26 protein-coding genes, 1 tRNA gene, 1 other RNA gene and 1 pseudogene are annotated in these 22,668 nt (G+C 62.4%); 14 read left to right on the top strand and 15 right to left on the bottom strand.

Going from position 1 to position 22,668, the window contains the following annotated elements; all coding sequences use genetic code 11:
• Positions 1 to 151 precede the first annotated feature (151 nt).
• Positions 152 to 1,381 (top strand): molybdopterin molybdotransferase MoeA, encoded by a 1,230-nt coding sequence (locus tag GCU68_RS12125; protein WP_152941956.1) that lies wholly within the window; start codon positions 152 to 154, stop codon positions 1,379 to 1,381.
• Positions 1,378 to 2,073, top strand: coding sequence for a nucleotidyltransferase family protein (locus GCU68_RS12120; protein WP_152941955.1), 696 nt, complete (start codon positions 1,378 to 1,380; stop codon positions 2,071 to 2,073). Before GCU68_RS12125 ends, GCU68_RS12120 begins: the two co-directional genes overlap by 4 nt.
• A gap of 19 nt (positions 2,074 to 2,092) precedes the next feature.
• On the opposite strand, the gene GCU68_RS12115 is transcribed toward GCU68_RS12120, so the two are convergent.
• The 5 genes from GCU68_RS12115 to GCU68_RS12095 form a co-directional block, all read right to left on the bottom strand.
• On the bottom strand, positions 2,093 to 2,245 hold the full coding sequence (locus GCU68_RS12115; RefSeq protein WP_152941953.1) for an AbrB/MazE/SpoVT family DNA-binding domain-containing protein: 153 nt from the start codon (positions 2,243 to 2,245) through the stop codon (positions 2,093 to 2,095).
• A 147-nt stretch (positions 2,246 to 2,392) separates the two neighbouring features.
• Positions 2,393 to 2,686: a hypothetical protein gene (locus tag GCU68_RS12110; RefSeq protein WP_152941951.1), complete on the bottom strand. Its 294-nt coding sequence runs from the start codon at positions 2,684 to 2,686 to the stop codon at positions 2,393 to 2,395.
• A gap of 83 nt (positions 2,687 to 2,769) precedes the next feature.
• Positions 2,770 to 3,816, bottom strand: a complete 1,047-nt coding sequence (locus GCU68_RS12105) for a phytoene/squalene synthase family protein (RefSeq protein WP_152941949.1) — start codon at positions 3,814 to 3,816, stop codon at positions 2,770 to 2,772.
• A gap of 155 nt (positions 3,817 to 3,971) precedes the next feature.
• Positions 3,972 to 4,271, bottom strand: coding sequence for a PadR family transcriptional regulator (locus GCU68_RS12100; RefSeq protein ID WP_152941947.1), 300 nt, complete (start codon positions 4,269 to 4,271; stop codon positions 3,972 to 3,974).
• A gap of 48 nt (positions 4,272 to 4,319) precedes the next feature.
• Complete coding sequence (locus GCU68_RS12095; RefSeq protein WP_152941945.1) at positions 4,320 to 5,237, bottom strand: DUF3267 domain-containing protein; 918 nt, start codon at positions 5,235 to 5,237, stop codon at positions 4,320 to 4,322.
• 100 nt (positions 5,238 to 5,337) lie between these two features.
• Between GCU68_RS12095 and GCU68_RS12090 the strand changes: the two genes are divergently transcribed.
• From GCU68_RS12090 to GCU68_RS12070, 5 genes are all read left to right on the top strand, one after another.
• On the top strand, positions 5,338 to 5,640 hold the full coding sequence (locus GCU68_RS12090; protein WP_152941943.1) for a DUF7111 family protein: 303 nt from the start codon (positions 5,338 to 5,340) through the stop codon (positions 5,638 to 5,640).
• Positions 5,641 to 5,946: 306 nt separating this feature from the next.
• Positions 5,947 to 6,165 carry a helix-turn-helix domain-containing protein gene (locus GCU68_RS12085; protein ID WP_152941941.1) on the top strand — a complete coding sequence of 73 codons (219 nt, stop codon included), beginning with the start codon at positions 5,947 to 5,949 and terminating at the stop codon, positions 6,163 to 6,165.
• Complete coding sequence (locus tag GCU68_RS12080; protein WP_152941939.1) at positions 6,152 to 6,745, top strand: HTH domain-containing protein; 594 nt, start codon at positions 6,152 to 6,154, stop codon at positions 6,743 to 6,745. Before GCU68_RS12085 ends, GCU68_RS12080 begins: the two co-directional genes overlap by 14 nt.
• Positions 6,742 to 7,542, top strand: coding sequence for a beta-ketoacyl-ACP reductase (locus GCU68_RS12075; RefSeq protein ID WP_152941938.1), 801 nt, complete (start codon positions 6,742 to 6,744; stop codon positions 7,540 to 7,542). The genes GCU68_RS12080 and GCU68_RS12075 overlap by 4 nt, the downstream gene beginning before the upstream one ends.
• Before the next feature lie 114 nt (positions 7,543 to 7,656).
• Positions 7,657 to 8,211, top strand: a complete 555-nt coding sequence (locus tag GCU68_RS12070; RefSeq protein WP_161991508.1) for a carboxymuconolactone decarboxylase family protein — start codon at positions 7,657 to 7,659, stop codon at positions 8,209 to 8,211.
• Between the two features lie 58 nt (positions 8,212 to 8,269).
• Here the strand turns inward: GCU68_RS12070 and GCU68_RS12065 are convergent, their stop codons facing one another.
• From GCU68_RS12065 to GCU68_RS12055, 3 genes and pseudogenes are all read right to left on the bottom strand, one after another.
• Positions 8,270 to 9,325 carry a hypothetical protein gene (locus tag GCU68_RS12065; RefSeq protein WP_152941934.1) on the bottom strand — a complete coding sequence of 352 codons (1,056 nt, stop codon included), beginning with the start codon at positions 9,323 to 9,325 and terminating at the stop codon, positions 8,270 to 8,272.
• A 347-nt stretch (positions 9,326 to 9,672) separates the two neighbouring features.
• A pseudogene (locus GCU68_RS21650) lies at positions 9,673 to 10,272 on the bottom strand (heavy metal translocating P-type ATPase); the annotation flags it as partial.
• A 101-nt stretch (positions 10,273 to 10,373) separates the two neighbouring features.
• Entirely contained in the window at positions 10,374 to 11,108 is a 735-nt protein-coding gene (locus GCU68_RS12055; RefSeq protein WP_152941932.1) for a helix-turn-helix domain-containing protein, read from the bottom strand.
• 190 nt (positions 11,109 to 11,298) lie between these two features.
• Between GCU68_RS12055 and GCU68_RS12050 the strand changes: the two genes are divergently transcribed.
• Positions 11,299 to 12,588: an MFS transporter gene (locus GCU68_RS12050; protein ID WP_152941930.1), complete on the top strand. Its 1,290-nt coding sequence runs from the start codon at positions 11,299 to 11,301 to the stop codon at positions 12,586 to 12,588.
• A gap of 102 nt (positions 12,589 to 12,690) precedes the next feature.
• On the opposite strand, the gene GCU68_RS12045 is transcribed toward GCU68_RS12050, so the two are convergent.
• Entirely contained in the window at positions 12,691 to 13,812 is a 1,122-nt protein-coding gene (locus tag GCU68_RS12045) for a CapA family protein (RefSeq protein ID WP_152941928.1), read from the bottom strand.
• Between the two features lie 282 nt (positions 13,813 to 14,094).
• A tRNA-Arg gene (locus tag GCU68_RS12040) sits at positions 14,095 to 14,169 on the bottom strand.
• 169 nt (positions 14,170 to 14,338) lie between these two features.
• Between GCU68_RS12040 and GCU68_RS12035 the strand changes: the two genes are divergently transcribed.
• The 3 genes from GCU68_RS12035 (at position 14,339) to GCU68_RS12025 (ending at position 16,322) form a co-directional block, all read left to right on the top strand.
• Positions 14,339 to 14,524, top strand: coding sequence for a DUF7511 domain-containing protein (locus GCU68_RS12035; protein ID WP_152941926.1), 186 nt, complete (start codon positions 14,339 to 14,341; stop codon positions 14,522 to 14,524).
• 133 nt (positions 14,525 to 14,657) lie between these two features.
• Entirely contained in the window at positions 14,658 to 15,512 is an 855-nt protein-coding gene (locus tag GCU68_RS12030; RefSeq protein ID WP_152941925.1) for a geranylgeranylglycerol-phosphate geranylgeranyltransferase, read from the top strand.
• A 174-nt stretch (positions 15,513 to 15,686) separates the two neighbouring features.
• Positions 15,687 to 16,322, top strand: a complete 636-nt coding sequence (locus GCU68_RS12025) for an RAD55 family ATPase (protein ID WP_152941923.1) — start codon at positions 15,687 to 15,689, stop codon at positions 16,320 to 16,322.
• A gap of 79 nt (positions 16,323 to 16,401) precedes the next feature.
• Here the strand turns inward: GCU68_RS12025 and GCU68_RS12020 are convergent, their stop codons facing one another.
• Positions 16,402 to 16,722, bottom strand: a complete 321-nt coding sequence (locus GCU68_RS12020; RefSeq protein WP_152941921.1) for a DUF5798 family protein — start codon at positions 16,720 to 16,722, stop codon at positions 16,402 to 16,404.
• A 320-nt stretch (positions 16,723 to 17,042) separates the two neighbouring features.
• Here GCU68_RS12020 and ffs point away from each other — a divergent pair.
• An RNA gene (gene ffs, locus GCU68_RS12015) (signal recognition particle sRNA) lies at positions 17,043 to 17,354 on the top strand.
• A 294-nt stretch (positions 17,355 to 17,648) separates the two neighbouring features.
• Here the strand turns inward: ffs and GCU68_RS12010 are convergent.
• The 4 genes from GCU68_RS12010 to GCU68_RS11995 all read right to left on the bottom strand — a co-directional run bounded on the left by GCU68_RS12010 (position 17,649) and on the right by GCU68_RS11995 (position 19,544).
• Positions 17,649 to 17,798 (bottom strand): hypothetical protein, encoded by a 150-nt coding sequence (locus tag GCU68_RS12010; protein ID WP_152941919.1) that lies wholly within the window; start codon positions 17,796 to 17,798, stop codon positions 17,649 to 17,651.
• 211 nt (positions 17,799 to 18,009) lie between these two features.
• Positions 18,010 to 18,927, bottom strand: a complete 918-nt coding sequence (locus GCU68_RS12005) for a mechanosensitive ion channel family protein (protein WP_152941917.1) — start codon at positions 18,925 to 18,927, stop codon at positions 18,010 to 18,012.
• Positions 18,924 to 19,172, bottom strand: coding sequence for a YhbY family RNA-binding protein (locus GCU68_RS12000; RefSeq protein WP_152941915.1), 249 nt, complete (start codon positions 19,170 to 19,172; stop codon positions 18,924 to 18,926). Before GCU68_RS12000 ends, GCU68_RS12005 begins: the two co-directional genes overlap by 4 nt.
• 93 nt (positions 19,173 to 19,265) lie before the next feature.
• Positions 19,266 to 19,544 (bottom strand): ribonuclease P protein component 4, encoded by a 279-nt coding sequence (locus tag GCU68_RS11995; RefSeq protein ID WP_152941914.1) that lies wholly within the window; start codon positions 19,542 to 19,544, stop codon positions 19,266 to 19,268.
• Positions 19,545 to 19,772: 228 nt separating this feature from the next.
• Between GCU68_RS11995 and GCU68_RS11990 the strand changes: the two genes are divergently transcribed.
• The gene (locus tag GCU68_RS11990) at positions 19,773 to 21,722 is read left to right on the top strand and encodes an ABC transporter substrate-binding protein (RefSeq protein ID WP_152941912.1); all 1,950 of its coding nucleotides are present in this window, start codon (positions 19,773 to 19,775) and stop codon (positions 21,720 to 21,722) included.
• Positions 21,722 to 22,591, top strand: coding sequence for a phosphatase PAP2 family protein (locus GCU68_RS11985; protein WP_152941910.1), 870 nt, complete (start codon positions 21,722 to 21,724; stop codon positions 22,589 to 22,591). The genes GCU68_RS11990 and GCU68_RS11985 overlap by 1 nt, the downstream gene beginning before the upstream one ends.
• Positions 22,592 to 22,668 lie beyond the last annotated feature (77 nt).

Genomic DNA, 22,668 nt, shown 5'->3' with positions numbered 1-22,668 from the left:
ACCCGCTCCGAGGCCGCGATGATCGCGTGTCGGTCGTCGTCATCTTTTATAACCCTGCACTATGTGCATACTATTTACCACACTCTATGCTATCCCATACCGAGCAAATAAACATTAGTGATTTTCAGAGGACAGGTTCGAAAACAAACTGATGACAGGGGCTAATTCACACGCTGGTGACGATCTGATCGCCGTAGACGAAGCTGTCGAGTGCGTGCGTGCGCTTCGAACAGAGCGGATACCGTCGCTCGAGACCGAACGCGTCTCGCTCGATGAACTCGCTGGGCGAACGCTCGCCGAATCGATTTCGGCCTCGGTCGACGTCCCAGCCCAGAGCCACGCGACGATGGACGGCTTTGCGTTCGATGCGACCGACGAGTACCCCCTCAAGGTCATCGAGACGTCGGTGTTTCCCGAAGACGAGCCGCCGACACTCGAGTCCGGAACCGCGGTTCGGATCGCCACCGGGTCACCGCTGCCGGATGCGGCGAATGCGGTTCTCAAGCGCGAGGAGGCGACGATCGAGGATGGCCAGTTACTGGGAACCAACCTCGAGCCCGGAACCTACGTCTACGAGCGCGGGAGCAACGTCAGCGAGGGCGAGACGCTGTTCGACGCGGGCGATCGACTCGGTGCGAAGGACACGCTGTTGCTCGGCGACCTCGGCATCGACGACGTCGAGGTTCGAAATCGGCTCTCCGTCGGCCTGCTGGCGACCGGGACGGAGATCCACGAGGGACGCCACCGCGACCTCGACTCGCCGATGCTCGCCGGACTGGTGCGCTCGTGGGGCCACGACGTGACGTACGAGGGATCGGTCCCCGATATCGACGACCGGGTCGAATCTCGGATCGACGAGTTGGCCCGCGAGCACGACGTCGTCGTCACGACCGGCGGCACCAGCGTCGGCGACAAGGACTACGTGATTCGGACACTCGCCGACCTCGGCGAGGTGCTGTTCCACCGCGTGCGACTGCGGCCGGGAAAACCGATCGCCGTCGCCCGACTGCCCGACCACGACGCCGTCGCCATCGCCATCCCGGGGAAACCGGTCGGCGCGTATCTGGTGACGGCGCTCGTCGCTCGGCCGTTCTTTACCGGGTCGACATCGCTGCCGACGGTGTCCGCGCGGATGGCCCGCGACGTCGACATTGCTACGCCCGGCTTCACCTACGGCATCCCGGTTACGCTCGAGGATGGCGTCGCGATGCCACTCGGCCACGTCGATTCACCGCTTGCCGTCTACGAGGACACGTTCGACCCCAGCGTCCTCTCCTCGAGTACGCGTGCGAGTCTGGCCGACGGATTCGTCCTGACGACCGACGCCGTCGCCGCCGACGAGGACGTCGCCGTCGTTCCGTGCGACGCGCTGGAACGATGACAGCCGACGCGGGAGACGAGGAGACGACGCGGTCGGCGACCGCCGACCTTCCCGTCGTTGACCTCGACGACCCGGTGTCCGACCTCGAGTCCGTCGACCGCGCCGGCCGGACCGACGCGCCGAGGGTGGCCGGCGTGGTCCTCGCCGCCGGAACGAGCAGCCGCTTCGGAGCGGATAACAAACTGCTGGCGACGGTCGACGACGAACCGGTCGTGCGCCGGGCCACCCGAACCCTCCTCGAGAGCAGTGTCGACCCGGTCGTCGTCGTTCTCGGCCACCAGGCCGACCGCGTTCGGGCCGCACTCGAGGGGCTGCCCGTCGAGACGCACCTCAACGAGGCCTACGAGACCGGACAGGCGTCGTCACTCCGGACCGGCATTCGAGCGGTCCGTGACCACGGCGACTGTGATGCCGCTGTCGTCGCCCTCGGCGATATGCCGTTCGTCGATCCCGAAACAGTCGAGACGCTGGTGGCGGCCTACGCCGCGAACGTCGGCGAGGCGATCGCCGCAGCGTTCGACGGCGAGCGCGGAAACCCGGTGCTGTTTGATGCGCGCTTTTTCGACGTGCTCACCGACGTCGACGGCGACATCGGCGGCCGCGAGATCTTCCTCGAGAGTGACTCGAGCGTTCTCGTCGCGGTCGACGATCCGGGTGTCCGTCGTGACGTCGATGTGCCGGCGGATCTGTAGAACGGTCGCGTCTGTAGGACTAGTCGCTGTCGTGTTTTTTGACGACGATCTGGCCGTCCTCAACGTGCCACTCGACTCGGTCGCCGGCACCGACATCGAGGAAGTTTCGAACCGGTTTCGGCACTGTTGTCAGATTCTTCGAGGAGATTTTCGTATCCGTAAGCGTGCCCATTGACAGCGGCTACACTCGTAGTCACTACATAGTTTACGCTATACAAATTTCAGCCATCGTACTGTCGCAGTTCTGGAAGGTGCCCAGCCGCTGCGATCGAGACGACGTCAAAACCAGAACTCGAGAATGGGAGAGACGGAAACCTGGCTATCCGCTCGAGTGCCATCGGTGGGCCCCACCGTCGGAGGCTTTGGTGTAATCTAGGTCGAACCGGCCGGATTCGATGAGGACCGGACCGGGAACGTACCGATCGCCCGTCTCGCCGACCGACTCGAGGAGTCGGCGGTCGGCCATCGTCGACAGAACGTCTTGGACGGTCCGTTCGTACCCGGTGGGGAGGTTCGCCTCGTCCATCACGCCGTCGACGGTGACCTGTCCTCGGAGAAACGCCAGCCGAATCGCCGACACCCACGCGGGTTCACGCTTTGTTTCCCGACACATGAAGGGTAATCGAACGGAGCGATGTTATAGCTTCTGACGGAGTTCGCAGCGAGCAACCGAGTCGACAAGTACCGATAGTGCCGTCACTGATGGAGTGGTTTCTCCGCCATTTCCTTGCGGAGATCGGCAAGCGTCGACCGGGACACGTCGTCCTCGAACGTCTGCAAGAGCGCATATACCTCCGATCGTGAGACCTTGACGTCGCCCTCGCGGACGACGTCTTCCGGCCGTTCACGGAGTTCGCGCATCGTCCCGACCGCAAGCAGGTACGGAATCGCCCACGCCGAGAGGCGGTTGCCGTGTGTCTCGGGGACGACCTCGAGATAGCGGTGGGCGTCGTCGAGGTAGGTTTCGGCTCGGTTCGTCACGCGCTTGATGACGTTCGTGACGCCGCCGTGGTTGTCCGCGTCGGTAACCTGTTCGACGTCGACGTCCTCCGCTTCGAGCCACTCCGCTGGGAGATAGACGTTGTTCTCGTCGTGATAATCCGACTCGACGTCTTTCGCGATGTTGACCAGCTGCAACAGGAGTGCGAACGAGCGGGCGTTTTCTCGCAGTTCGGTGGCACGCTTCTGGGAGGCACCCCGAGCGACCAGCCCCGTGATTAGCGTGCCGACGGTGCCAGCAGCGTACCAGCAGTACTCCTCGAGTTCCTCGAGCGTCTGCAGGCGCAGTCCCCCTTCGTCGGCGTAGCGGTCCGTGAACATCGCCATCCCGTCGACGAGTTCGCGGACGGGCTCGCGCATGATCTCCCGCGGTTCCTCATCGAGAGATTCGAACGTGCGCAACACGCGCGGGGTCTCGGCGACGACGTCCCAGTCGTCGGTCCGTTCGTCGGGGATCCACGGCTCGAGGTCGTTCATAAACGCCGAGACGGACTGGTCCGTCTCCGGGTCGAGTAACTGGTCGTACGTCGTGAGCAACTCGGTCTGCGCGTCCGGCGGGATGTGTCCCGCGTCTTCGATCGTGTCTGCGACACGACAGAGGAGGTATCCGATACAGATGTGTCTCGCCATCGGCTCCTCGAGCCGATCGATAGTGATCGAGAAAGTCCGCGAGACGCCGTGAACCGCGTCGTAACACCACTCCAGGTCGGCGTCAGTTGTGAATTCGGGCTGGCCCGTGGTCATCTACTCGGTTTCACTTTGTTCCCATCCCGGAAAAACACCCCGGTCCCGGCGGGATATTCCATTTTCGGACGACAAAAGCCGTCTGTGTCGCTGCAGGCGGTGCCAACGGACGTGTTTCGCACCGACACTCACCGCTCTCGTGACCTGTCGATGGACTAATCAGAATCCGCGTCGCCGTCGAGACACGCACGCATCCAGTTGTAGTGCGCTCGCAACCGACGTTCACCACCCTCCGTGAGCGCGTAGACGTCGTGGATCCCGTCCGTTCGTTTCTCGACGAGTCCCGCGTCGACGAGCGCCGACAACGACCCGTAGAACGATTTCGGTTCGAGGTGGTCATCGTAGTGCGACTCGAGGCGCGATTTCAGCTGCTGGCCACGTAGTTCGCCATCAGCCGACCCAGCGAGCAGGATGCAGACGTCGCGACGGCGGCCGCTTTGGAGCCACTTGGACATACCAGTCGTCGGTTCGAGGGACGCTCGAGCGTTACGGTTTCGCGGTCGTTACGACCGGGTCGTCGCCGCGACGAGCGCTCGATACCCCGCTCGGACGAGCGCCCAGCCGAGGCCGCCGAGCGTTGTCACGGCGAGTACGAGCGTCGCGCCGACCTCGAGGTGGACAGCGCCGTGGGCGTGGCGTTCGTGTCGAAAGAGGAGCCAGCCCCCGTTCGGATCGCCGATCACGACGGTTCCCGACCCGACGGCGAGCGACACCAACACCCAGCCAACGAGCACGATCGACAGCACCGAGAGGGTGCCGACCGCGCCGGTGACGACCGTCGAGATGACGCGTGCACCCGGGAAGCGACGATCACGGTCGCTCGAGCCATAGATGCCAAAGCCCTGTACGTCGGCGTCGGGCAGCGGTGCGACGCGGACGTCGGCCGGATACTGTAACAGAACGGCGGCCATCCAGAGATCACCGATCGAGCCAGCAGCGTTGGCTGCGAGCGGGACGAGCACCAGCGGGCTCGGATAGACGACCATCGCTACGAGTCCGACGGCCGTAATCCCCACGAACGGCGCGAGCAGGGCGGCGAGCATCTGATTTCGCGTGTAACTCGTCGTCCGTGTTTTCGCGTACGCGTACGGCAAGACGAAGTGTGACACGCCGACACCGTACTCCGGTTCGGCGCCATAGTAGGCCATGACCACCCCGTGGAGCAACTCGTGTGGAACGACGACGAGCGCGACCAGCACCCCCGAAATCGCGAGCCAGACGAGCACGTCCGGCGGCGCGAACGGCGAGATGATGATCGGCTCGAGCGGCCGCCCTCGAATCGCTGCGAGAACGTGCCCGAAGCCGTAGGCGAAGGCGAAAAAACCGATCGCGGAGACGACGACCCACTGAATCGCGACCGCCTGCGTCTGGCGGAACGTCGCGATCAGTCGCGCCGTCTTCGGTGACTCCGTCCGGCTCACGGCCACATCCTCTCAAGGAACGAAAAAATCGGTATCGGTTCCGCGCTCGTGCCGTGCCGGAACCGATAGCTTCCCGGTCGTCGATCCGTGAGTACCAGCCATGACCGACGATCGAACGGCCGAAGCGGACGGTATCACGGCGAGCTACGACGAAACCGAGACGGAACGACTTCTCGAGTTCGCAGCGATCGGCGAGACGTCGACGGCCCGTCCCGGTGCGACTGCTGCGATCGCGCAGAACCGCGAGGGGTACGCGATGCTGAAAGTACGCCCAACTGCCGACGGCGACGAACTCGAGCGCTACTACGGGTTCGACATGGCACTCGACCACGCCGCGGAACTGCTGGGCGTCTCACCGCACGACCTTCCGATCCCGACGGCGGCCGAAGACATGGGAATGTAAGTGGAACCGGCGGGTGACGACGTCGTCACCAGTTCGCTCACGTACGGCCACGACGACTGTCTAACTCCGTCGGCCGTGCGTGCGCTCGTCGCTCGAGCGGGAACCGCCCGAGTCAACCACGTGGCTCGAGTTCAGTTGCGTTTGTGCGCCGTCTGGAGTCCCTGTACACGCCGATTTGCGGAGAATCGTGCCGCTATACTGTTCCGTGGTACAACTCCGTGGTCGTATCGCCCGCTGGCACTCATGTGGCATTTGTGCGCATGGCTCAGTCAGCTTTATATGATCGTTCGTTGGCATCTCCCATGGATGATGTCCACGAGTACACAACAGTTCACCGTTCCGGACGATCTCATGTCGCCACAGACGAAACTGGTCTATCTCTCCCTCCTCGTGTTGGAGGAGCCGACGGTGACGGAACTCCAGGAGTTGTTGGCACTCCCGAAGCTAACGCTGTTATCCGTTCTCGAGTCGCTCGTCTCGAAGGATCTCGCACGGCGAACGGAGGGTGGCTATGTCGGTCAATGAGTATCTAGCGACGACGTCACCTGCTGTCGACCTCGATTCGGAGGCGAGCCTTCGGATCGACTGCTACGTGCGGCCGACGACCCCGACGAACGTTACCGGGGCGATCAACGACGTCGTCGAACGGCTCCGGCGACTCTCCGATGCCGGGCAGATCGACGCCTATCGGAGCACCCACTGGCCGCCCGAGTGTCATACCGTCGATGCAGCCGACGACGACCGGCCGACGACACGTGACGAACTCGTCTGCGAGTTCGAGCGCTGGGCTGCCCAACATGGCCATTCGCTCGAGCCGGCGTTCCGTCGACGAGAGGTCCAGCAGTCGCTGCTCGAGTCCGACTGTGACGACTCACGCGAACGACTGCGGGTGCCGTTCATCTCGCTTGCGATCTACGAGGATGACGACGAGACGGGCGAGGAGACGCTTCGCGGCGTCGTTCCGTACACGGAACACCCGCAGACGGACGACGAGCGGACCTACACCGTCGACGAGTGGCTGTCCGCAGTCGAACCGTCCGACTCAGAACCGCTCACCGAACGCACCACTCCCGAGCAGCCGACACGGCTGGGAGGCCACCAATGAACGCAACGATCACCACGAAACCAACCGAGTTGGAACTGCCGCCACGACAACCGCTTTCGGGTCGAACGTGTCTGGTGACCGGTGCGTCGCGCGGAATCGGCCGTGGAATCGCCCGTGAACTGGGCCGTCACGGCGCAACCGTCATCGTCAACTATCGTTCCTCGGAGGGGGACGCTCACGCGGTCGCCGATTCGATTACCGACAGCGACGCCGACGGGACGGGCCACCCGGTCCAAGCCGACGTCACCGACCGCGCCGACGTCGAGGCGATGAGTGACGCCGTTCACGACGAGTTCGGTCCGATCGACGTGCTGGTCAACAACGCGGGGATTACGGCCGACTGCACGTTCGCCAACATGACCGCTGAGGACTGGCATCGCGTCTTCGACGTTTCGCTTCACGGTACGTTCAACTGTACGAAGGCGTTCTACGACGACCTCGAGACCGTCGATCACGGCCGGATCATCAACATCTCGAGCGTGATCGGCAAGCAGGGCAACGTCGGTCAGGCCAACTACGCCGCGGCCAAAAGCGGCCTCTTCGGCTTTACCCGTTCGCTCGCACTCGAGTTGGCGGGCACCGGCACGACGGCGAACTGCATCGCCCCCGGCTTTACGCGCACGGAGATGGTCGAAGCCATCCCGGACAAGATTCAAGACGGCCTGCGCGAGGACATCCCACTCGAGCGCTTCGCGGCAGTCGACGAAATCGCCAGCCTCGCGCGCTACCTTGCGACCGAGCAGTCCGGCTACATTACCGGCGAAGTGATCGACGTCAACGGCGGCATCGATCTGTAGGTTTCGGCGGCTCACTTCTCCCGACAGGACAACTGTCTCGAGTGCGGACTCCACCGATTGATCGAGCGGACCGACTCCAGTTCGCTTATAATTGATGCATTAGTAATGTGCATTGTGTCCATAACCAAGCAATGTCGGTCAGGAGGATGTGACGAGTTCCGAAAGAAGACGTTCACGGCCACCTCGTTCGTCGTCGGACTCGGTCGGTTTCTCCGAAACCTGCCGCGGCTCGTCCGTGCGCAGAAAGCCAACAGGGTCGACACCCAGTTCGCGGAGAAGATCATGCTAGCCGTGACCTCGATCAACGAGTGTCAGTACTGTTCGCGGTATCACACCGACCTCGCGCTCGAGGCCGGAATGGACGAAGAGACGATCGAACAGTTGCTCGAGCGAGACGTCGACGGTGTCGTCACGGCGGCAGAACGCCCGGCGCTGCTGTTCGCCCAGCGCTACGCCGAGACGAACGAGTGCCCCGGTCGAGACGCCGTCGCCGAACTGCGAGAAACGTACGGTCCGGAGACGGCCGCCGATATACAAGCGTTCGTTCGAACGATCTACTTCGGCAACTTACTCGGGAACACCTACGACGGGATTCGAGCCACGCTCCGGTGTCACGCCGGGCAGGCGAAACGGTGTCTGCGAACCGCGATCACGGCGTTCCGTTCGTAAGGCCCGTCGAATTCGGCCCGTAGTATCGGACGCCGCTCGAGGGCCAGTTGAGCGACGCTCACTCGATGTCTTTCCACTCCAGCCCCGTCAGAATTTCAGGTGGCTCGAGCGGACTGGCGCGCAGTTCCGTTCGCACTGCGGGCTCGTTGTACGACCGCGGCGCGACGTCGTTCGGCCCGTCGGGGTAAAACAGCGAGGCGAGCAGCTGGATATGGCCACGTCCGACACAGAGTTCCGATTGGCCGCCGCCGTACATCCTGATCCCGTGGTCGAGACAGTACTCGATGGTCTCGAGGAGTGAACGGACCGTGCCGAAACGCGATGGTGTAATGGTACACCAGCGTGGCGGGAACGGCCGCGAGCGAAGGTCTTCGACCCCGTGTATCGGGGCGTCCCACGAGAGACGATCCGCGTTCGCTCGAAGCAGCGGTCGGACGTCGTCGGAGACGGCCGGATCCTCGACGATGGCGTCGGGGAACGCCTCGAGCACCCGCTGATAGCGTTCGGGAGCCGGCTGGGAATCGTCTGTCGATTCCGCACACTGGTCTTGCAGGTCGAGCACGCGGACGGCATCAGTCGCTGCGAGCGTTTCGACTGTGTCCGCAGACCACGCTGCGGTCGGCGACAGCTTGAACTCGCAGGCGGAGTTGACTGCGAGGATCGATTCGACCCGCGTCGGATCGCCGTCCGGGACCGGGGCGCTGGCGACGAACCGAACCGGTGACCGCGTGCGATCGAGTCGCGCCGCGAGTGTCGTGTCGTTTTGCTTGAGTGCCAGATCGAGCGCGGCGCTCTCGAGCGCCCAGCGACGGTAGTGTCGCGACACCTCGCGCTCGGGCGGCTTCGTCGGGAAGAGATCGACGGCCTCGAGCGACCGAGAGAATTCGTCGACCGTGTACTCGCCCGCGAAGTCGAACACCGGGGGCTCGGGCAGCGCTTCGTGGTCGACGACCTCGTGGGTCACGTCCTCGCCAGCACCGAACTCCGTCCCCGAAAGCAGGACGAACGTTGACGTGACGCGGGTCCCCTCGCTCGCCGTCTCGCGGCGACGGCTGGTCCGCTCCGAGGTTTCGATCGTCAGCGGGAGGTCAGCGAGCCGATCGTACAGCGTCATTGCGCGACCCGAGCAGTGCGTGCGGACACGGGTATCGGATCGGCCGTGAAGTTGCTGGACCGGTCGAACCCAGCTGCGGGCGAACAACGCGGGCGGCGGTCGTGTTCCTGACGGCTCATCGAATATAGTATAGTGCAGTATTCACATAACTGTTGGGACTCGAGGCCCGTCAATCATAGATCGGAGTCCGACTCGAGGTGACCAGTTAGCGACTGACCGGACGGATAGGCGGGGATCCGTCTGTCAGTCTGCTGGCTGTGGTTCCTGTGGCGGGGATACGCCCGGCAGATCCGAGAGGTCGAGATCGACTCGACGGAGGAACTGGGCATTGATCGCGACGATCACCGTGTCACCAGTTCCCAGAAGAACGCCGACTGGGTCGGCACGAGGATGCTCGCCAGACTGTAGACGAACGCGACGGTGATCGCCATCGAAATCAGCGTCATCATCCCCGGCGTGCGGTCCTCGAGTTCGGGGACGGCCATCCGAAGGAACGGTACGCCACCGTAGGCGAAGACGATCACCGCGAAGACGGGGGTGATCCACTCGCTGCCGGGAAACACCGGCATCGAGAAGCCGAGCCACGTCTGCAGCGTCTCGCTGTACAGCAAGACGGGAATCGAGAGCAGGGTCGAGACGAAAAACCGTCGCCGAAACAGTTGTTCGTGTCTCTCGTGCATCCCGCCATCTCCGTTATGAGTGCCGTTGCCGTCGTGGCCGCCACGGATAGGTCCGTGCTCCGCCCCGCGTCCGTGCTGTTCGTCGACCGCCCGTTCGGCCTCCTCGGCGTCTTCGGCCTCCGTCTCGAACACTGACTGTTCGACGCGCGACTCGTTTCGCTCGTCGCCGGCCGGTTCCTGCCCGTCTTCGGATCCGTCGTGCCCACCGTGACGTGAGTGGTGGCCGGGCAACGCGTCATCCCGGGAAGGCTCCCCATGGTCGTCCATGATCGACTCGTCTCGAACCTACGATATCGCGGCTGAAGGCCGTACGGCTTGCTCACTGCGCGCCCGCAGCGCCGATACACCCGGCCTCGAGCGATGGGCAGTCAATCCGCCCGCCGTTCGGCCGTCGCTGACCGATCGACGTGCAGCGGGTCCGCTGACGAGGTCGCCGTCACCAACCGGAGGAACTCGCCGGCGTTCGTGAGCAGCTTGTTCTCCGCCTTCCGGAGGTGTTCTTCGTACGTCGACCGGGCAACGGATGTCCGATCGGCCAACTCGCGCAGCGACGTCTTTCGCGGTTGCTCGTAGTACCCGCTCTCGAGAGCCAACCGAAGGGCCGCCAGCTGTCGGTCGGTCAGGTCGTCGAAGAGCTGGTCGACCGGGGCCAACATGCTGTGGGGAATCTCTTGCTCCGAGATGGCGGTTTTCGAGAGCACGTCGATATCTCGATCCGACTCGAGGTCCCGAATCAGTGCCCGAACGTCGGCCTCGTCGAACGCGATTACCGTGTAATGCTCCCAGCCCTGACGGTGGATCGTCGGCGGCTGGTACAGGCAGTTGTGTTCCTCGAATCGGTCGATGATCGGCCCCTCGAGCGAACAGAGACAGGCCTGCGTGACGACGTGTAATCCGGTGTCGTCGACCGATTCGTGCAGAACCGTCCCCAACTCGTCGATTTCGGCGCGCAAATCGTCTGTCGGCGTCTCCGACGAGGTGATCTCGAGCACCTGACAGTCGCTCAGATACCACTCTCGGATCGTGAGATCCGGATAGCGCTCCGAAATCTCTCGGTAGGGACACTCGTGTTTCACCCTGAACGAGGCCTCGTATAGGCTCATACACTGAGTACCGTTCGCAACGAAATTAGGAGTGCCGGTCATGACCGGCACCACATATATTGAAGCGTGCTGTGTATGAGCGATCACTGATGACCGACTCGAGCGTCGACGAACGCAGTATGCAGTTACGGATCGACGAGGAATCTTTCGAATACGACGACGGCTCAGCCGTCGTGTTCACCAGTAACCGATGAGCGAGACATCCGACCTCACACAGGGAATTCGCGAACACCTCGGCCAGTTCTCGCTGCACGTGCTGCTGGTGTTCGCGACGGGGCTGACCATTGGGTCGGAGCGGACCGTCGTTCCCGTCCTCGGAGAGGACGTCCTCGGCGTCGAGTCGTTTCTGGTCATCGGCTCGTTCGTCGTCTCCTTCGGCTTCGTCAAAGCGCTGCTCAATCTCTATGCCGGCAAGTGGGGTGAGGAGTACGGGCGCAAGCCGGTGCTCGTGCTCGGCTGGCTCACCGCGCTCCCGATCCCGATTATTCTCATCTATGCCCCGAACTGGAGCTGGATCACCGTCGGAAACATCTTGCTCGGCGTCAACCAGGCGCTGACCTGGAGCATGGCGATCAACGCCAAGATCGACCTCGCTGGCCCCGAGCAGCGCGGATTGGCCGTCGGCATCGACGAGGCGTTCGGCTACACCGGTGTCGCCGCAGGGGCGTGGATTACGGGCGTTATCGCTGGCCAGATGAGCCTCCGTCCGGAGCCGTTTTACTTCCTCGCTGCCGTGGTGGTGCTCGCCTTTCTGATCTCGATTTTCCTCATCAAGGAGACCGTCCAACTCGCACAACTCGAAGGTGACGACGACCATCACGACGCGAACCTCCCGTTCAACGAGGTGCTGAAGCGAGCGACCTACGGCGATCGAACGCTGTTCGCGGCGGCCCAGGCCGGCCACATCGAGAACTTCGTCGATACGCTGTTCTGGATCGCCGTCCCGCTGTATCTCACGAGCCAGGGCCTCGCGATCGAAGCCGTCGGCGTCGTCGTCGGCGTCCACAGCGCGATGTACTTCCTCCAGATCGGGACTGGTGGTCTCGCCGACCGTATCGGCCGACGACCGCCCGTCATCGCGGGGATGTTCCTCGCCGGCGCCGGCGTCCTCGGGATGGTGTTCGTCGAGGGCTACCTCCTGTGGGCGATCTTGGCGGGCGTCTCCGGGCTGGGAATGGCGTTGCTCTATCCGAACCTGATGACCGTCCCCAGCGACGCCGCCCACCCAACCTGGCGGTCAGCTGGCATGGGCGTCTACCGGATGTGGCGCGACGCGGGCTACGGCGTCGGCGCGATCCTGATCGGCCTCTCGATGGAGTTCATCAACGCCGAAGCCGCCTTCTACATGACCGCCATCCTGATGTTCATCTCCGGCGCGGTCGTGTTCCTCTGGATGGAAGAAACCCATCCCGAGTTCGGAACCCACGAACCACCCGCACCCGCTCCGGACACTCCCGCGCACGTGACGACCGACGACTGAGTCTGTGGATCGCTCGAGCAAGGCGGCTGTTTGTGCTTGTAGCTCACGTTTGTCGGTTCTGTTCGGAGGCAATCAAGCTTGATCGAAGCCAGGCGCGGTCGGTCACAGCGGGACCACGAGCCCATCCCCGTCCCGTTCGTACGTCGTCTCAAACGGCGCGGACCGAGCACGCATCCGCTCCCTGAGCCACGCCGCCGACTCCTCGCCGGCGCGGGAGACGCCGTCGTCGATTTCGATCGGAACGAGCCGTATCTCCTGAAGAGTTCCGTCCTCGAGCGTCACTTCGAAGAGGTAGCTGCGGTCGTTTCGGAGGTCTTCTTTGACCCCGAAATCGTCGACGAAATCGCCGGTGTCGTGGAGCACGACGCCATCGCCGTATTGCTCGATCCCCTGCACGATGTGGGCGCTGTGACCGTGAACGAGGTCGACGCCCCGATCGACGAGCCAGTGATTGAACGCGACGAGCTGTCCGCTGGGACGCTCGACCCAGTTGGGTCCCAGGTGAACAGAGGCGACGAGGAGATCTGGATTGGTCGCCTTCGCGCGCTCGATCGCCTCGCCGACGACCCGCTGGGTTTCGGGAGCCGACGGATCCGGAGCGATGTGGGCGATTCCCGGCCGGTCGTCGGTCGCAGCGTAGCCCACGTATCGGTCCGCGAACGAGACGACGGCGACGGCGACGTCGCCGACGGAAAACGTGGCCGGCGAGCGGGCCGCCGCCGGCGTCTCGCCGGCACCCGCGACGTCGATTCCCGCCTCGGTGAGCGCGTCTATCGTGTCGGTCAGTGAAACCGGCCCGTAATCCATCGCGTGATTGTTCGCCAGCGATGCGAACCGAACGTTCCCTGCGCTGAGCGCGGGGACCGCCCACTCCGGATCGCCGCGAAAGTGATACGTCCGTCCGGGGGCCGGTTCACCACGCGTCGACAGACAACACTCAAGGTTACAACAGACGCCGTCGAGGGACTCGAGCCGGGGCTGGAGGTCACCCCAGATCGTCGCCGGGTCGACGTCGGGCCGCCCGTATTGCCGGTTGAGCTTCCGCCCGACCATCGTATCGCCGGCGAAGCCGATCGTCGTTTCGGTGCGCCCGCCGCCGTCGCCGTCGCGATCGGCAGTAGAATCGCGGTCGTCGGTGACGGTCGGATCGAAGTCGGGTACGACACAGCCACCGACTGCGATCGCTCCGGTGGTCGCGAGGAACGTTCGCCGATGTTGGCTCATGGGCTTACTGGGGTCAGGTGTGCGAGCCGGTCGCACCCCCGGATCGCAACTGTTCGGCTCCACTGAGATCGTCGCATAGACCTGTTGTCGAATGGACCGGTCAAAACGTTTGCCATTATTGTATCGGTGAAGAACTGCTCACCGCGGAAACGGGTCAGTCGTCGGCGACCGACACCGGCGGACCGTCGTTCTCACGGGCTGCCTGATTATTTCGCGCGCAGTGGCGTCTCTTTATAAGCGACCCGCTGCTATCTGTTGAATCTAGATCATTCGGAAAACGAATGGGCGCTACAGGATTTGAACCCGTGGCAACTTGGTCCGAAGCCAAGCACTCTGTCCAGACTGAGCTAAGCGCCCTTACCACCACTTTTCTTGCGACCCCGTATAAGTCACTCGATTCGAGATGATTTCGACACCGATCAGCATGCCACACTCGAGTCAAGCTGTTCCGACAGCGTTCCACTTCTCAGTCGGTGAAAATTACCGTACGGGGTCTTTATGATGTGTGGTCAACACTCGAGTGTCAATGACGGTGAACGAGGCCCCGATCCCGGACGATAGCCGGTCTGCAGACGCACCGCTCGAGTTGCTCTCCGACGACGAGAACGAGGTCTGGACTGCCGTCCCTGCGGACGCCACTGGCGACGAACGGGTCTGTAAGTGGCTCTCCGTCGATGCCGACACGCTCTGTGATCTCGAAGAGTGGCGGTAGCGACACTCTTCTCGCTACACCAAACGGCGGTTCTTCTTCGTGACCGACCGCCGAGCCGACGCCGGCGGCCGATCGTCTGATCGCTTGACGGTGGATCGGACCGTTTAACCAGCCCGACTGAGCACACCCGTTCATGACTGCGGGAGAGACGGTTCGTGGGTTGCTCGAGTTGACGCGACCGATAAACGTGATCGCAGCGAGCGTGTTGACGTTTATCGGCGCGTTCGTCGCCGGCGGCGTCACGACCGAGCCGTTCGCCGTAGCGGCGGCGGTTGCCGCAACGGGCGTTGCGGTCGGAGCCGGGAACGCGATCAACGACTACTTCGATCGCGAGATCGACCGGATCAACCAGCCCGAGCGGGCGATTCCTCGCGGGGCGGTGAGCCCACGCGGTGCGCTCGGCTTTAGCCTCGTCCTGTTTGCTGGTGCTGTCGTCCTCGCGCTGACTCTCCCAGTGGCGGCCATCGCGATTGCGGCCATCAACCTCATCGCGCTGGTGGCGTACACGGAGTTCTTCAAGGGGCTGCCCGGGCTGGGGAACGCGCTGGTGGCGTATCTCGTCGGAAGTACGTTCCTCTTTGGCGCTGCTGCGGTGGGCAATATGGGTCCCGCCGTGATGCTGTTCGTCCTCGCCGCGATCGCGACGCTGACTCGAGAGATCATCAAAGACGTCGAAGACATCACCGGCGATCGCGAGGAAGGACTGAACACGCTTCCGATCGCGATCGGCGAGCGACGCGCCCTACAGCTCGCCGCCGGGCTGCTCGTCGTGGCCGTCATCGCGAGCCCGGTTCCATACGTGCTCGAGTACTTCGGCAGCGTCTATCTGGTGGTGGTGGTGCCGGCGGATGCGATCATGCTCTATGCGGCCATCGAGAGTTTCGAGGACCCGACGGCCGGCCAGTCTCACCTCAAATACGGCATGTTCCTCGCGTCGCTGGCGTTTATCGTTGGTAGACTCGCCGTTACGGTGCCGAATGCGCTGTGAGTTAGGTATCGTCTCCGCTCCTCCATTGCACTTCTACCGGTAATTGGTAGTGGTGGTACCGGTGCAATCAAAAGTAATATAAGCTGGATACCGTATCTTCATACCACACACCGGAGTGGCCAACGGGCGCAGTAACAACATCGGTACGGCTGCAGATGGATGTGAGTATCTGGTATGTATGACCTCGCAGATGTCCTCCCGGACACTGAAACCGATCCCGGGACGAACCTGCTGATCGCAGGTCCACCACTGACTGGGAAACGACAGATCGCCTTCGACATCCTCGCAAGCGGTGCCGCTCGCGGTGACGGGTCGATCGTCGTGACCACCAAAGACAGCGCCAGTAAGGTGCTCGAGTCGTTCACCGAGTCGGTGGGCCCCGGTATCGACCCCGATATCGGCGTCGTCGACTGCGTGACGAAACAGCGAGGGATCGGCTCCGTCGACGATGACCCACGGGTCAAGTACGCCTCCTCACCTGTCGACATGACTGGAATCGGAATCAAGCTCTCCCAATTCCTCCAGGAGTTTTACGAAGGCCGTGGCGTCACCGAGAATCGGGTCCTGCTTCACTCCGTTTCGACGCTGCTTATGTACTCTGATCTCCAGACCGTGTTCCGATTTCTCCACGTCTTTACCGGCCGCATTCAGAGCGCAGATGCGATGGGCGTCTACATCATCGACTCGACGTCGCACGACGAGCAGACGATGAACACGCTCAAGCAACTGTTTGACGCCGTCATCGAACTCGAGGAAGACGACGATAACGAGCCACAGATCAGGACGGCCGGACTGTCGACTCGACTGTAACTGCGAGCGCAGCGAACGCGACGCCCGCAGGGACCACGTAGCTCACTTCGAATCCGAAGAGACGGACCCGAATCAGCCGTTATTCGGCTGTTTTGGCGTCCGTGACTGCGTCGGCGTTCTCGTCGGTATCGTCCGTGTCTTCGGCTGCGGCCTCGGCTTCATCGATCGCCGCTTCGGCGAGGATTTCCTCACCGTCGATTCCCTGCTCTTCGGCGATCGCGAGCAGGAGGGCGCGCTGTTCGGTGAGTTGATGATCGAGACGTGAGACTGTCTCGTGGGTTTCGTCCATCCCCTCCTCGAGGCCAATGATCCGTTTTTGGAGTTGCTGTACCTGCTTGTACATCGCTTCGGCGCGATCGGAAAGGCTCTGAATCTTCTTTGCGGTGCTGCCGAGTCCCATACACCAGAGATGTGTCGGGCGACTAATGGTCCTTTTCCTCTGTTGGCGACGGTCGTGATCGGCAGCGGGACCGAGATCGACGTCGTCGACCACACGTCCAATCGACTCGAGTCGAGTCGGTCTCGCCCAAAACGGCTGCCGAATTCGGTGCCGACACGGGCCAGTTCGAGGGCGTGATCGGGAGTACCGAAGGCGAGGCCTGACGATCTTTACGAATCCGAGTGCCGACGATGATGCGACGACGCCAGTTGGTCTCTTTGCCCCCGCGCAGTCGTCCGATTTTCGAGGCGAAAGGCCCTTAAGTACCGATCGCTTACACCAAGTTGGATAGGTCGGGCAGTTTGGCCCTGCTCATTACCCGCGCTATGGTCATCAGCGGGGACCGAACACCGCAGGCGTCCGGTCAGACCGACCGGAGCCCCGGGAGCCAACATGGAAGCCTCGTCCGTCGGGGACAGCGGTCCACGATGGCCGTCCGCAGGGACGTCCCATCGTGGTTAGCCGGCGACAGCCCATCAGGCGCGGAAGCGAGCAGTGGACCGCCGGACACCTGTCGCTCGACGGGTCGCGGGGTGGAGAAGGCAACCGGGATTCCTCCGGCCGGAACGCCGGGCAACCGCGGCTTCCACATTCATACCGATTTTACTCGACACAGTCAGTGCTCCACGAGCGCGGCGTGTCACTCCCGGCCACGACAGCACCCGTCACTCGAGTCCGATAAGCGACGCTCATCGACTGTTGCTTTCGACGACCGATGTCGCTCCGGGCCGTTCTGGTCGGTGCCAAAAGGGTCCCCTCGAGTGGACAGTCGGTAGGTCAGAGGACCCACCAGTGCCGTTCAGTCCGCAGTCTCGACCGGGTTGCTGTGGGTGGGTGTGGATTTCGGTTCGGTCCTGCAGGCAACGCTCGAGGGACTCGCAGTCGTGTTACTCCTCGAGCGACGAGGTGTTGGTCGGCTGCTGTTGTGCCTGTCGCTTTGCAAAGCTCATGCCGCCAGCGAAGCCGAGAACGCCGACGAGAGCGGAGATTCCGAGTAGCATTCCGTGGCTGACGTGGTGTAAGAGTACTGGTTCCATGATTGAACCGTCAGTTGACACGACTCGCCGTTCCGTTATAACAGTTTCCAATTTTACTTTCTGTAGGGAAAGTGTAGTTGTATACGGGCCGAGTCAAGTCGCTGCTCACCGATGAACGACGAATCGTATGCTGGATGTCGATCGGCGACGTCGTGACTCGAGTTACTAGCTGCCACCGAAAATCGGAGAAACGAGTCGTCGAAACGCGCTGCTAGTCGGTCGTCTGTCCGATCCGTTGTCGGTCTGCAAGCTTGAGTCCGCCCTCGAGTGTACGGACGGGGTAGGGGATGTCGATGCCTTCCTCGTCGAAGCGTTCCTTGACCGCGGTGACGTACTCGCCGCGTGTCCGAACGAAGTCAGCGCGAGACGGGTCTGCGATCCAGAAGCGCGACTGCAGTCCGACGTCGGAGTCACCGAGTTCGGTCAGTCGGACGGAGGGTGCGGGCTCGTCCAGAATGTCGGCGTGGCGCTCGGCTTCTTCGACGATGATCTCGGTCGCCTGCTCGATGTCGTCGCCGTAGCCGATACCGAAGAGGAACTTCAGCCGGAGTTTGTCGGCGTCGACGGGGTTTTTGAGAACACTGTCGGTCAGTGCGGAGTTCGGGACTGTTAGGAGTTCGTTATCGAACGTCCGAACACGCGTCACGCGAAGACTGATGTCCTCAACGACACCCGTGTAGGTGCCGTCGTCCCACTCGATCCAGTCACCGATCCGGAACGGCTTGTCAGTATAAATAAACACACCGGCAACGAAGTTCGAGATGACGTTTTGCATCGCCAGTCCGATCGCGAGTGCACCGGCCGCGGCGATGCCGGCCATCGACACGAGGAAGTTCCCGTAGCCGGCGAATCCGAACGCGATCGCGATCGCGACGAACGCGATACCGAACTTCGTCAACATCAACAGCGGATTCTGCGCGTGTTTGTCGAGTTCGCGTTTGTCGAACGCGCGCTTGACCAGCGGCAAGACGATCAGTCGACCGATGAACCAGATCGCGACGAACGCAATGACGAACTTGATCGCGCTCTCTGCACTCCCGGCGAGGGCCGCGTCGAGTCCTGCATTCTCGAGCGCGCGACCGATCGCGCCGGGATTTGCTTGCAACGGACTCAGACCGACCGCCCTCATCGGTGCAACACTGCCGTGTGACCGCGCGTCTCGATCAGTTCGGCGTTGACCTGATCGGCGAGCTCGGCCGCCTTCTCATCGGTCGAACTGCCGGCGCGGGCCGCACGGAGGAATTTGACCTTCACGAGGTGTTCGTTCGAAAGCTGATTGTCGAGTTCGTCGACGACTGCCTCGAGGCCGCTTTTGCCGACCCAGACAGTGACGTCGAGGTCGTGTGCTTCTTGCTTGAGCTGCTGTGTATCCATGGCCCTCTGTAGCGACGCGAGCCGTTTCAATCTTCCCGATTCGGAATTTCGCGACGTGAACGGTCGCGAGTCACGACGAGCAGCGATCCGTACTCATCCCTCGTAGGGGTAGCGTGCGTGTGCACCACAGTCGCAGGTGATCACGACGTGGCCATCCTGCAGCCGCACGCGGGCATTCTGTCCCGGTCGCAGGTAGGCATCACAGCGATCGCAAGTGAACCGTCGGAACTCTCGAGGGAGCGTCAGCCGGTTCCGTTCCGCGACACGGCGAGCGAGTCGAACGTAGTAGCGCGCCCGGTCGTGGTCGCCTTCGGCTGCCGCCGCTCGAGCCAACTCGTGGAGGCGGTCGATTCGCTCGGCGGCGATATCCATACCCCACGTTTCATGGGTTCGCCTATTGATGTTGTGTTCTCGTGGCCATCATCACGCATGAGTATTTATGGCGGCAACTGCAAGCGATGACTGTTATACGTTCGCTGTACCCATATACGGGTTATCGACAGTCAGAACCATCACAAAGAGCATTTCGATAGCTCTCTATACCCGACTACGATGCGCAATATTGTTATATACCAATAGCAAAGCTGTATATTAGACTGAATGAACTGTGATAAAACCGACAATACTGACGGTATCGATCGCCGTTCAGTCCTCGCTGCTGCCGGGGCAGGACTGTCGATTTCGCTGAGCGGCTGCATCGATAGCGTCGAAAGTGTCGTCAGCAACGATGGTGACGACAACCTCTCGTTGTCACTCGTCACGGTCCCCGACGATGGCAACAGAGAGACGGTCCGTATCGCACGCCATCTCGAGCGGAACCTCGAAGCGGTCGGTATCAACACCACCATCGCCTGGCGGTCGCCCTCCGAGTTTCTGGAAATGATCCTCATCGACCGCGACTTCGACCTCTACGTCGGTCGCCATCCCGCCGATTACGATCCCGACTTCCTCTACGAGGCCCTCCACTCGCGGTACGCCGACGAAGCCGGCTGGCAGAATCCGTTTCAGTACTCCAATCCGACGTTCTTCGATCCCCTCCTCGAAGAACAGCGCCGCGCCGACGGCGACGAACGACGCGAACGACTCAAACCGGTGCTGCGAGCACTCGCCGAAGAGAAGCCGTTCGACCCGATCTGTCGGCCCGACGAAAACCGCGTCGCCAGCGCTCGATTCGAGGGCTGGGAGAACGCCCATCCCGCGACTCGACAGGGGTATCTCGGCCTCGAGCCGGACGACGGCGTCGACCGGCTTCACGCGCTCGTGACCGACGCGCGTCCCTCCCAAAACGTCAACCCGCTGTCGGCGACGATCAGCGAGCGGGGGACGGTCGTCAACCTGTTGTACGACTCCCTCGGAACGCTCGATGTAACCGAGGAAGACGACAGTGTCTCCTACGAGGTCCAGCCGTGGCTCGCCGACTCCTGGGAGCTGGAACCGGCCGCCGAAGTGGACGAGTTCTACGCAGGGGGAGCCGCGATGAACGAGTCCGAAACAGTCGATAACAGTACACTCGACGCCGAATCGGTCGATAACAGCACACTCGACGCCGAATCGGTCGATAACAGCACACTCGACGCCGAATCGGTCGACGACGACGCGATGGCCGCGACAGTACGACTTCGAGAGGACTGTACGTTCCACGACGGCGAGCCGGTCACTGCCGCAGACGTCGCGTTCACCTACCGGTTCCTCAAGGATACCGCACTCGGTCAGTCGGTTCGCCCGTCGCCAGCCCCCCGGTACCGCGGTCAGGTGAGCGCGGTCAACAGAATCGAGACCGATCCACGTGACGATTATCGACTGCGGATCATTTTCGACGCTGGCCGCGAGGTCATCGAACGCGCGCTGACGGTCCCGATTCTCCCTCGCCATATCTGGCGGGAAGAACTCAAAGACCGAATCAACAACGTCGACGACTTCACTGCCTCGCAGGGACGGTGGGGACTCGTCACCACCAACTCCGTCCCACCGATCGGGAGCGGCCCCTTCCAGTTCGAGAGCCAGTCCGAGCGGAGCTATCTGAATCTCGAGCGCTTCGACGACCACTTCACTCTCCGAGCGGATGTCGACCTCCCAGAACCGACCGTCGACGAGCTTCGCTTCACTGTCGACCCCGGCAGTACCTCCTCGATTTCACGGGTCGAAAGCGGCGACGGCGATCTAACATCGTCGATGCTCGAGTCACACGCGATCGGTAACATCTCGGACGATTCCGACGCCGAACGGCTCGAGGACCCGTCGTGGACGTTCTATCACCTCGGATTTAATACGCGTGTGTCGCCGTGTAGCGATCCCCGCTTCCGTCGAGCGGTGTGCCAACTCATCGACAAAGACTGGATCGCCAGACAGATCTTCTACGATCACGCAACGCCGCTCTCGAGTCCAGTCGCCGACGAGTGGGTCCCCGACGATCTCACATGGGATGGTGAAGATTCCAGGACTCCGTTTATCGGATCCGATGGAACACTCAACGCCGAGGCTGCACGCGCCGCGTTCGAGTCGGCCGGATTCCGGTACGACGATGAGGGTCGGCTGCAAAACCGATACTGATGCTCTCTGAGGTACTGACTCGAGTCGTTCTCGTCGTCGGGTTTTTGCTCCCGATCTCACTCGGGCTGTTCGTCGGCCTCGAGCGGCTCGCGGCGACGCGAACCGAGTGGCGCTCTCGGTTTCGGATCTCCGGCCCAGCGATTCTCATCGTTTCGGCCGTGTTGTTGCTCAACCGAACGATCCGACAGGACGGTACGGGATTCGGCATCCACATGACCTCGACGATCGTGAGGATCGAAGGTGAGTTCGTCCTGATCTTTCAGAAGATCGCTAGCCCTGAGCTAACGACGTACTTCTCGTTTATTTACGTCTACGGCTACACCTTCCTGCTGGTCTTCCCGGTCGTGGCGTATTTCGCCCTGTCGGACACCAAGATGTTCCGGCGGCTGCTCACGGCGTACGCGTTCAACTACGCGCTCGGACTCGTGTTGTACGCACTCGTGATCGCGTACGGTCCGCGGAACGTATTCGTCGACGAGCTGATTGCGAGTGCGAGTTCGGGGACGGGGTCGTCGACGATCCTTTACGACCACACCCCCGAGTTCAAGTATCTGACTCGGGAAGTCAACCGCAACACCAACGTCTTCCCGTCGCTGCACACCTCGCTGTCGGCTACGGTCGGGATCTTCGCCTATCTCACCCGCTCGAGCTATCCGAAGTGGCTCCCGATCGCCGTCGTTCTCGCCGTCAGCGTCATCATCTCGACGATGTATCTGGGACTGCACTGGGGGATCGACGTTCTCGCGGGGCTCGTCCTCGCGGTGCTCTGTGTCGCCCTCTCGTACCGCCTCGTCGGCCGCTGGTCGCTTTCGGAGCTGTCCGAACAACTGTCCGAACGACTATCAGACATCGACCGAGACCGGTTCTGAGACGAGATACCGGACTGCTCCGATCGAGATGCCCCGGTCGCTAGCCGGGCTCACACAATACTGTTATATCACCGCCG

Origin of the sequence: Natronorubrum aibiense (genome assembly GCF_009392895.1) — an archaeon.
Classification (GTDB): Archaea; Halobacteriota; Halobacteria; order Halobacteriales; family Natrialbaceae; genus Natronorubrum; species Natronorubrum aibiense.
This window is presented reverse-complemented; position numbering and strand designations above follow the sequence as displayed.

What these genes read in the sequence shown, in the direction of transcription:
- GCU68_RS12115 (WP_152941953.1), bottom strand. Translation starts at nt 2,245, where the DNA reads ATGGGCACGCTTACGGATACGAAAATCTCCTCGAAGAATCTGACAACA.
- GCU68_RS12125 (WP_152941956.1), top strand. Translation starts at nt 152, where the DNA reads ATGACAGGGGCTAATTCACACGCTGGTGACGATCTGATCGCCGTAGAC.
- GCU68_RS11990 (WP_152941912.1), top strand. Translation starts at nt 19,773, where the DNA reads ATGAACTGTGATAAAACCGACAATACTGACGGTATCGATCGCCGTTCA.
- GCU68_RS12090 (WP_152941943.1), top strand. Translation starts at nt 5,338, where the DNA reads ATGACCGACGATCGAACGGCCGAAGCGGACGGTATCACGGCGAGCTAC.
- GCU68_RS12105 (WP_152941949.1), bottom strand. Translation starts at nt 3,816, where the DNA reads ATGACCACGGGCCAGCCCGAATTCACAACTGACGCCGACCTGGAGTGG.
- GCU68_RS12050 (WP_152941930.1), top strand. Translation starts at nt 11,299, where the DNA reads ATGAGCGAGACATCCGACCTCACACAGGGAATTCGCGAACACCTCGGC.
- GCU68_RS12005 (WP_152941917.1), bottom strand. Translation starts at nt 18,927, where the DNA reads ATGAGGGCGGTCGGTCTGAGTCCGTTGCAAGCAAATCCCGGCGCGATC.
- GCU68_RS12075 (WP_152941938.1), top strand. Translation starts at nt 6,742, where the DNA reads ATGAACGCAACGATCACCACGAAACCAACCGAGTTGGAACTGCCGCCA.
- GCU68_RS12065 (WP_152941934.1), bottom strand. Translation starts at nt 9,325, where the DNA reads ATGACGCTGTACGATCGGCTCGCTGACCTCCCGCTGACGATCGAAACC.
- GCU68_RS12120 (WP_152941955.1), top strand. Translation starts at nt 1,378, where the DNA reads ATGACAGCCGACGCGGGAGACGAGGAGACGACGCGGTCGGCGACCGCC.
- GCU68_RS12055 (WP_152941932.1), bottom strand. Translation starts at nt 11,108, where the DNA reads ATGAGCCTATACGAGGCCTCGTTCAGGGTGAAACACGAGTGTCCCTAC.
- GCU68_RS12110 (WP_152941951.1), bottom strand. Translation starts at nt 2,686, where the DNA reads ATGTGTCGGGAAACAAAGCGTGAACCCGCGTGGGTGTCGGCGATTCGG.
- GCU68_RS12100 (WP_152941947.1), bottom strand. Translation starts at nt 4,271, where the DNA reads ATGTCCAAGTGGCTCCAAAGCGGCCGCCGTCGCGACGTCTGCATCCTG.
- GCU68_RS12020 (WP_152941921.1), bottom strand. Translation starts at nt 16,722, where the DNA reads ATGGGACTCGGCAGCACCGCAAAGAAGATTCAGAGCCTTTCCGATCGC.
- GCU68_RS12080 (WP_152941939.1), top strand. Translation starts at nt 6,152, where the DNA reads ATGTCGGTCAATGAGTATCTAGCGACGACGTCACCTGCTGTCGACCTC.
- GCU68_RS12010 (WP_152941919.1), bottom strand. Translation starts at nt 17,798, where the DNA reads ATGGAACCAGTACTCTTACACCACGTCAGCCACGGAATGCTACTCGGA.
- GCU68_RS12000 (WP_152941915.1), bottom strand. Translation starts at nt 19,172, where the DNA reads ATGGATACACAGCAGCTCAAGCAAGAAGCACACGACCTCGACGTCACT.
- GCU68_RS11985 (WP_152941910.1), top strand. Translation starts at nt 21,722, where the DNA reads ATGCTCTCTGAGGTACTGACTCGAGTCGTTCTCGTCGTCGGGTTTTTG.
- GCU68_RS12045 (WP_152941928.1), bottom strand. Translation starts at nt 13,812, where the DNA reads ATGAGCCAACATCGGCGAACGTTCCTCGCGACCACCGGAGCGATCGCA.
- GCU68_RS12025 (WP_152941923.1), top strand. Translation starts at nt 15,687, where the DNA reads ATGTATGACCTCGCAGATGTCCTCCCGGACACTGAAACCGATCCCGGG.
- GCU68_RS12030 (WP_152941925.1), top strand. Translation starts at nt 14,658, where the DNA reads ATGACTGCGGGAGAGACGGTTCGTGGGTTGCTCGAGTTGACGCGACCG.
- GCU68_RS12085 (WP_152941941.1), top strand. Translation starts at nt 5,947, where the DNA reads ATGATGTCCACGAGTACACAACAGTTCACCGTTCCGGACGATCTCATG.
- GCU68_RS12035 (WP_152941926.1), top strand. Translation starts at nt 14,339, where the DNA reads ATGACGGTGAACGAGGCCCCGATCCCGGACGATAGCCGGTCTGCAGAC.
- GCU68_RS11995 (WP_152941914.1), bottom strand. Translation starts at nt 19,544, where the DNA reads ATGGATATCGCCGCCGAGCGAATCGACCGCCTCCACGAGTTGGCTCGA.